Source organism: Acidovorax sp. GW823-FHT02H02 (assembly GCF_058797075.1).
Window position 1 is genome coordinate 89,310 of sequence record NZ_JBXAJH010000019.1, and the last position, 7,490, is coordinate 96,799.

Sequence of the window (7,490 nt, forward strand, 5' to 3'; positions counted from 1 at the left end):
CCCCTAATCACAATACATCGCCAATTCACCACCCGCTGACCCACGGGCTATTGTGGAAGGATGCCACCGATGAAGGCGGAGCTCCCGCTCATGCCCTCTGGCATCACCCGCTCCAAGAAAAAAGGCGGCTCGCGCCGCCTTGGGATGCAATGGCCTGCGGGCAGGCGATTACAGCGAGTAGTACATGTCGTACTCGACCGGATGAACCGCCATGCGAAAACGCGTGACTTCACCCATCTTCAGGTCAATGTAGGCGTCGATCATGCTGTCAGAAAACACGCCGCCCTTGGTCAGGAAGCCGCGATCCTTGTCCAGCGCTTCCAGCGCCTGGTCGAGGCTGTGGCACACGGTGGGCACCAGCTTGTCCTCTTCGGGAGGCAGATGGTACAGATCCTTGGTGGCAGCTTCGCCGGGATGGATCTTGTTTTCCACGCCGTCCAGACCCGCCATCAGCAGGGCAGCAAAGCCCAGGTAGGGGTTCATCAGTGGATCGGGGAAGCGGGCTTCCACGCGGCGGCCCTTGGGGTTGGCCACGTAAGGAATGCGGATCGAGGCGGAACGGTTCTTGGCCGAGTAGGCCAGCTTCACCGGCGCTTCGAAGTGCGGCACCAGGCGCTTGTAGCTGTTGGTGCCGGGGTTGGTGATGGCGTTCAGTGCACGGGCGTGCTTGATGATGCCGCCGATGTAGTACAGCGCGAAGTCCGACAGACCGGCGTAGCCGTCGCCCGCAAACAGGTTCTTGCCATCCTTCCAGACCGACTGGTGAACGTGCATGCCGGAACCGTTGTCACCATGGTAGGGCTTGGGCATGAAGGTGGCGGTCTTGCCGTAGGCGTTGGCCACGTTGTGGATCACATACTTTTGCAGCATGGTCCAGTCGGCGCGCTCGACCAGGGTGCTGAAACGCGTGCCGATTTCGTTCTGGCCGGCACCCGCCACTTCGTGGTGGAACACTTCGACCGGAATGCCCAGGGATTCGAGAATCAGCGACATCTCGGCGCGCATGTCCTGCGTGCTGTCGACGGGCGGCACGGGGAAGTAGCCGCCCTTGAGGGTGGGACGGTGGCCGCGGTTGCCGCCTTCGAGCTTGGAGCCGGTGTTCCAGGGTGCTTCGTACTCTTCGATTTCGTAGAAGGTATGGTTGGGTTCGGTGCTCCAACGCACGCCATCGAAAATGAAGAATTCGGGCTCGGGACCAAAGAATGCGGTATCGCCCAGGCCAGAGGCCTTGAGATAGGCTTCGGCGCGCTTGGCAACCGAACGGGGGTCGCGGTCATACGACTTGCCATCGCTGGGCTCGATCACGTCGCAGGTCAGGATCAGCGTCGTTTCTTCGAAAAACGGATCGATATTGGCCGAATTCGGATCAGGAATCAGCTGCATGTCGGAGGCTTCGATGCCCTTCCATCCGGCAATCGAAGAGCCATCAAAGGCATGGCCCGAAACGAACTTGTCTTCGTCAAAATGCGAGACGGGCACCGTGGTGTGGTGCTGCTTGCCACGGGTATCGGTAAAGCGGAAATCCACGAATTTGACTTCGTTTTCCTTCACCAGCTTCATCACGTCTGCAACGGTCTTGGCCATCAGGTTCTCCTGGGTAAAGCGCTTGTTAAAAAATCTGCCAAACGAAAAGCAGTTTGCGTGCCAGGCAAGTGCAATGCCTGCACTCGGACGGAGCATTCAGGGCAAAACCCAAGAATCCTCGGCACGCAGCATCACCAAAAATGTGCGCATCAGCATTCGCAATACGCTCAACGCAAATTTCGCACCAATTCGGGGCCACAATTTGCACCAACATTGTGCAATTCTGCTTGCAAGTCCGCCCAAGCGGCGGGAACCGCTGCAACAGGCCCCTTCACGCCCAATTCTATGTGGCGCCCATATTGTGGATGATCGACGCTGGGCAGGCTGAAGACCCGGATTCCGGGGTGCTTCAGCTCGATGCGCTCCATCAGCGGCGTCAACGCCGCCTCCATGGCGCCAAAGACAATGACGGACTGCTCTGTCTGGGGGGACCGATTGAAAAGATGCGGGTATTCGTGGTCCAGGACCCATTCGATCATGGGCCACGCCATCACCGGAAAGCCTGGCACAAAATGCACGGCCCCGCCGCCGGTTCCATGGCAGCTGAAGCCTGGGATCTTGTTGTAGGGGTTGGGCACGATGCGCGCACCTTCTGGAAACACGCCCATGTTGAGCCGCTGAACGTTGTCTGGCCGGTCTGCCTCGTAGGGCACGCCCTGCTCGCGTGCGGTGTCTTGCATGCGTTCCCGGATCAGGATCTCGGCCCGCGGGTGCAGCATCAGCCCAACACCCAGCGCCCGCGCCGCGCACTGGCGCGTGTGGTCATCGGGCGTGGCGCCGATGCCGCCGCACGAGAAAACGATATCGGCCGTAGAGAATGCACGCCGCAAGGTGCTGGTGATGCGCTCGGGGCTGTCGCCCACATAGTCGGCATAGGACAAGGCCAGCCCGCGCGCAGACAGCAACTCGATCACCTTGGGCATGTGCTTGTCGGCACGCTTGCCGGAAAGAATTTCGTCACCCACGATGATCAGACCGATATGCGAACTCATGGCAATTTGTGCTCCGAAATGAAGGTGCCGGGGGGCGCATCCGGCGTGGCGGCAATGGCCAGGGCAGCCTGACCTCCGCCAGACGCCGCCGGAGGCGACGGCGCACGGCCCTCGGATCGCAGGCGCTCCAAAGCGGCAAGGCAATAGTGGGCAAACCACAGGGACGAGAAGGCAAAAACGAGTGTGTAGATCCAGATCGCCAGCGGCACCAGTATGAAAAATGCAGCAGCAAAAACCACTCCGGACGCCCATACGAGGCTAGGCGCTGCGCCCAGATAGCCGGTCAACACACCGATTCCCAGCAGGCGGGCTCGGTGGCTGCGCAGAATCTCCCGCCGCTCTTCCTTGCTGGCATGCTCGGCCAAGGCATCGAACGCCATGACGCGGTAGCTCAGCCAACCCCAGATCAGCGGCGGCAGCACGAGCACCAAGGGTGGCACCAGCCACAGCGGCACCGACACCACCAGGGCAATCAGCGCCAACAAGGTGGAGCCCAATGACCACATGGCGCTGGCCCAGAAAGAGCCGCCCTGCTTGCGCTCAAGATGGGGAAACCGACGCTGTGCGACCAGGGTGACCAGGGCGGGCGTCGTCAGCAGGGCGACCGCCAGCAGAGAGATCATGACCAGCACCGGCGTGGCGGCCAGAATCACCAGGAGCGGCGCCATCACCGCAGTCGCGTCGCCGATGCCCCAGGCATGCAGCCAGCCCCAGAGGGTTGCCAGCAGCGCCGAAGACTCCAGCAATGTACGCATGCCCCGTACAGCGCCATCCCAATAGAAATAGCCCAAGGCGCCACCCAAAACCCCGATCAGCAGCAATGGCACCATCGACAGCAGGATCACACGGGGGCGCAGGCAATACACCGCCGCGCGCCAGAAAGAATCGACCAGGAGTCCCATGTTGGCAAGCATACCTTGACTGCCCAAAAATCGGTTCAACCGGTGGTCTGAACGCGGATTCAGGCCTTTCCGACCAGCCGCAGCAGGCCGCGCCATTGCTGTGACCAGAAACCCCTGCCGTAGTCGCGCAGGCGGCCCTGCGGATCGGGCTCCACCTGGTCCCTGACACCCGTGGGATCGTATCGGAGATCGAAATCAGCGGTGCCAAACAACATGTCCCACCACGGCAACAGCACGCCGAAGTTATGCCCGCCCAACACCTCCTTGCGCACCGCGGGCGGCAGCTGACCTTGGGCCGTGTCGGCCCGCGGGGTGGATGGCGGCAACGCAGGCCTGGTTTCGTGACCAAAACCAATGGCGTGGTGCCGACGATGAAACCGGGGACTGATCCACAGCCGTTCACCCCAGCGGCCAAACCAGATGCGCAGGTTGGCGTGCTGGAAACTCTCGCTGAGCTGCGTGATCGCCACGATGGCAATGAATTGCCCCGGTGCGACACCGATGGCCTGTGCAACGATCACGAGAAGCGTGTCTCGGAGCACGTCGTCGAGCAGGTGGTTGCGGTTGTCGCTCCACATGGTCATCTGGCGCTGCGCATGGTGCAGGGAGTGCAGCCGCCACCACCACTCGAAATGGTGCTGACCCCGGTGCAACCAGTAGTCCACGAAGTCGAAAACCACCAGATAAAGCAGCAGGCTGACCCATGGCATGTCCGTCACCCCGGGCCACAGGCCATCGAGCTGCAGCGTGCTGATACCGACCACCCGGAGCGCGCCAAACAGCATGTCCATCAATGGGGCAATGGCAAAGAACAGAAGCACCCGAAACAGCCCCAGCCGGTGCAGCAAGGTGTAGAGCATGTCGGTACGAATGGTCGCCCGGTCGGTGATGGGCTCCACGGGACGCCAGCGCTGCAAGGGACCGAATACCGCCACAATGACCACGAGCTGAAGCAGGCCCACCAGCAGCCAGCCCGTGGCCTCGTACCCGTTTTCCAGCAGATTGCCCAGTCCCAACGCAAAGAGCAAAGGCTGCAGCGTGGACTCGAACAAGCCCTGCTGCACCCCATCGAAGGCATCGGCCCACCACTCCATCATTTCACCCCTCAGTAGTTGTTCTGCGCATGGTTCTGAGCAAATGCTGCGACAGCGCCCAGGTCAGCGCACCTGCCCGAGCGCGTAATCCGGGTGCTCCCGCAAGGTGCGAAAACAAAAACCCTTCGCCTTCAGGCCCACGATCAAGGGCTCCAGCACAGCAGGGGCCCAAGCGTCCTTGCGTGACCAGATGCCCAGATGCGCCATCAGGATGTCTCCACTGCGTATGCCTTGCAGGGCCTTGCGCAGCAGTGCGTCATTGCTGAATTTTTCGCTGGGCAACTCATCCCCCAGAAACCCCGCCGGCGCCCAGCCCACATGGGTGTAGCCGCACGCCTTGGCACTGGCGAGCAGCTGGGGCGATGTCTTGCCACCCGGTGCCCGAAACAGGGGCAATGGCTTCTGGCCCGTGAGGGCCTGCAGCCGATCCGCGGCACGGGCCAGCTCTTCGCAATACTCTGGCGCCCCCATGGTGAACTCCTGTCCCTGGCGCGGACCGGCCGAGGGTCGCACGCGAAACGCAGGCGCGGCCGCATCGCCCAGGTCGGCACGCCAGTAAACGTGGTTCCAGGTGTGGGAGGCAAAGGCGTGGCCTTCGCCCCCCCGGGCGCGCCACCATGCAGCCCAGTGCGATCCGAGACTGCCATCGCCCTGCTTGGTGGGTTCCTGCGCGGCAAAAAAGGTCACCTTTACCTGCTGGCGTTGCAGCACATCCGCAATCAATGGAGCCACCTCCATGTGGCCCGTGTCGAAGGTGAGATAGAGCGGTTTTTTGCAGTCATTTTGAGCGTTGGCGTTTATAGGTAAAGCGCTAAAAGCTATCAAAATAGAGGCATTCAACGCCCTTCCCAACCACCGCATGACCACGCCGCACATCACGTCACCGCGGTGCGTGCTGCAAGGTCCATACGCCATGGGGCGATTTCCCCACGGCCACTTGCCGCACCACCTTGCCGGCCTGGGTATCCACCACCGAAAGCTTGCGCGCCCAGCGCGAGCTCACATAAATCCAGCGGCCGTCGGCCGACACATCCATGCAGTCGGGCCCTCCTGGCACGGGATAGGTTGCTACCACTTCTTGCGTGCCCATGTCGATCTTGCTGATGGAATTGGCCACGCGGTTGCTGACATAGAGGTGGCGGCCATCTCCCGCAGCCCGGAACGCATGGGCGCCATTGCCGGTGGTGATTTTTTTGATGCTGCGCGGCTCGCGCCCGGAAATATCGAACACCTCGACGCCGTCGCTGCCCGTCAGCCCGACAAAAAGACGCCGATCGTCACCGCTGCCATACACATCTGCGGGCATGGCACCCGTTTTCGTACGCCATTTGATCGTTTGCGTTGCGATGTCCATCGCTACGAGCTCATCGCTGTCCTGCATCGACACATAAACCGTGGCGCTGCGGCTGTCTATCCACATATGGCTGGGTGTGCGAGACGTGGCCACGCGTTTCACCAGCACAGGCTCGCTTCCGTCCCAACGGTAAAAGTCCACATGATTGAGCCGGTTGGCCGCCGTGATGAGCCACTTCATGTCGGGCGTGAAGCGCAGATGGTAGGGATCGACGATGCCCCGGACCGTGCGCTGCACCTGCGCCGTTCTCGGATCCACAAAGGTCAGGGTGTCGCCCAGGGCATTGGCAACAATCAGCGATTTTTCGTCCGGGGTCAGGTACAGATGGTGCGGCTCCTTTCCTGTGGGAATCCGCACGGTTTCAGTCCAGGTCACAGGATCGATCACGCTGACATTGGCCTCCAGCGAATTCAGGACAAAAACAGGGGGAGGGGCAGGCGTTGCAGCATGGGCGAAAGACAAGGTGAACCATGCCAACGTGGCGCAACCGCACACATAAGAAAAAATCTTCACAGGAACCCACTTTCAAAGCTGCGAGGAAGTTTAGCGCTGCGCAACCCCATGTATTCAACCCAAGGCGTAAAAAATGCGCGTACTGGCCACGCATGAATTGGGCAACCTCGGCAGAAAACCAGCAAACGAAATGACCGTCTCACCTGACGTTGTCCTGCAGACACGAGTTCAAGGCAAGGAGGTCAGCCTCAACAAATCCTCATCCGACAACCATTTCCACTGACCGGGTGCAAGATCAGAGGGAAGATCCAGCGCTCCAATGCGCGAGCGATGCAATTGCTCCACCCGATTGCCCACAGCAGCCAGCATGCGCTTGACCTGGTGGTACTTGCCTTCCGTCAGGGTGAGATCAAGGCTATGGCTGTCCACGACGGTGCACGCGGCGGCCCGCACGGGTTTGGGATCATCGTCGAGCACCACGCCTTCCAGCAATTTTGCAATTTGCAATTCGTCCACCGGATGCTTGGCCGTTACCCGGTATACCTTCGGGACATGCTTTTTTGGCGAACTCATGCGATGAATGAATTGCCCATCGTCACTGAGCAACAGCAGACCCGTCGTGTCTTGGTCAAGACGACCGACTGCCTGCACACCTTGGATAGCACTCTTGCAAGGTCTCTGCCGCAGTGGCGCTGGTAGCAAGGTGTAGATACTGGGGTAAGTGGACGGTTTCTGCGAGCATTCGGTGCCTGCAGGCTTGTGCAGCATCACATACGCTTTGGCGTGGTACTGCCACTCCACACCTTGAATCCGCAAACGCAGATCAGCGGTATCGAAATCCAGCGACGCATCCGTACAGGGGCTAAAAGAAGCGCCTTGATCCAGGCGTGCCGTCTCCACCCAGCCATGCTGAACCAGGCCCGCACAAACACGACGGGTACCAAACCCTTGTGAATACAAAATATCTTGAAGTTGCATTACCGTGTGCGGACAGTTTCCCGCCTCCATAAGACACGCATATGTTTGCTGCCCGCAAGCAGAAACGCCCCACTCAAAATTTGAGCGGGGCGTTACTGGGCTGTAAGAGCCTGACGATGACCTACTTTCACAC

General features: G+C 60.6%; 7 protein-coding genes. All 7 read right to left on the bottom strand.

Annotated features, from left to right (window positions below; all coding sequences use genetic code 11):
* Positions 1-168 precede the first annotated feature (168 nt).
* Entirely contained in the window at positions 169-1,584 is a 1,416-nt protein-coding gene (gene glnA, locus AC1RDS_RS18200; RefSeq protein WP_026436822.1) for a type I glutamate--ammonia ligase, read from the bottom strand.
* Between the two features lie 167 nt (positions 1,585-1,751).
* The gene (locus AC1RDS_RS18205) at positions 1,752-2,576 is read right to left on the bottom strand and encodes a competence/damage-inducible protein A (protein ID WP_348682308.1); all 825 of its coding nucleotides are present in this window, start codon (positions 2,574-2,576) and stop codon (positions 1,752-1,754) included.
* On the bottom strand, positions 2,573-3,478 hold the full coding sequence (locus tag AC1RDS_RS18210) for an EI24 domain-containing protein (protein ID WP_348707653.1): 906 nt from the start codon (positions 3,476-3,478) through the stop codon (positions 2,573-2,575). The genes AC1RDS_RS18205 and AC1RDS_RS18210 overlap by 4 nt, the downstream gene beginning before the upstream one ends.
* A gap of 59 nt (positions 3,479-3,537) precedes the next feature.
* Entirely contained in the window at positions 3,538-4,572 is a 1,035-nt protein-coding gene (locus tag AC1RDS_RS18215; protein WP_348682319.1) for a sterol desaturase family protein, read from the bottom strand.
* Positions 4,573-4,635: 63 nt separating this feature from the next.
* Positions 4,636-5,433, bottom strand: coding sequence for a polysaccharide deacetylase family protein (locus AC1RDS_RS18220; RefSeq protein WP_244273721.1), 798 nt, complete (start codon positions 5,431-5,433; stop codon positions 4,636-4,638).
* Positions 5,434-5,452: 19 nt separating this feature from the next.
* The gene (locus AC1RDS_RS18225; protein WP_425285668.1) at positions 5,453-6,439 is read right to left on the bottom strand and encodes a YncE family protein; all 987 of its coding nucleotides are present in this window, start codon (positions 6,437-6,439) and stop codon (positions 5,453-5,455) included.
* Positions 6,440-6,607: 168 nt separating this feature from the next.
* Complete coding sequence (locus AC1RDS_RS18230) at positions 6,608-7,357, bottom strand: 16S rRNA pseudouridine(516) synthase (protein ID WP_092700064.1); 750 nt, start codon at positions 7,355-7,357, stop codon at positions 6,608-6,610.
* Between the last annotated feature and the right edge of the window lie 133 nt (positions 7,358-7,490).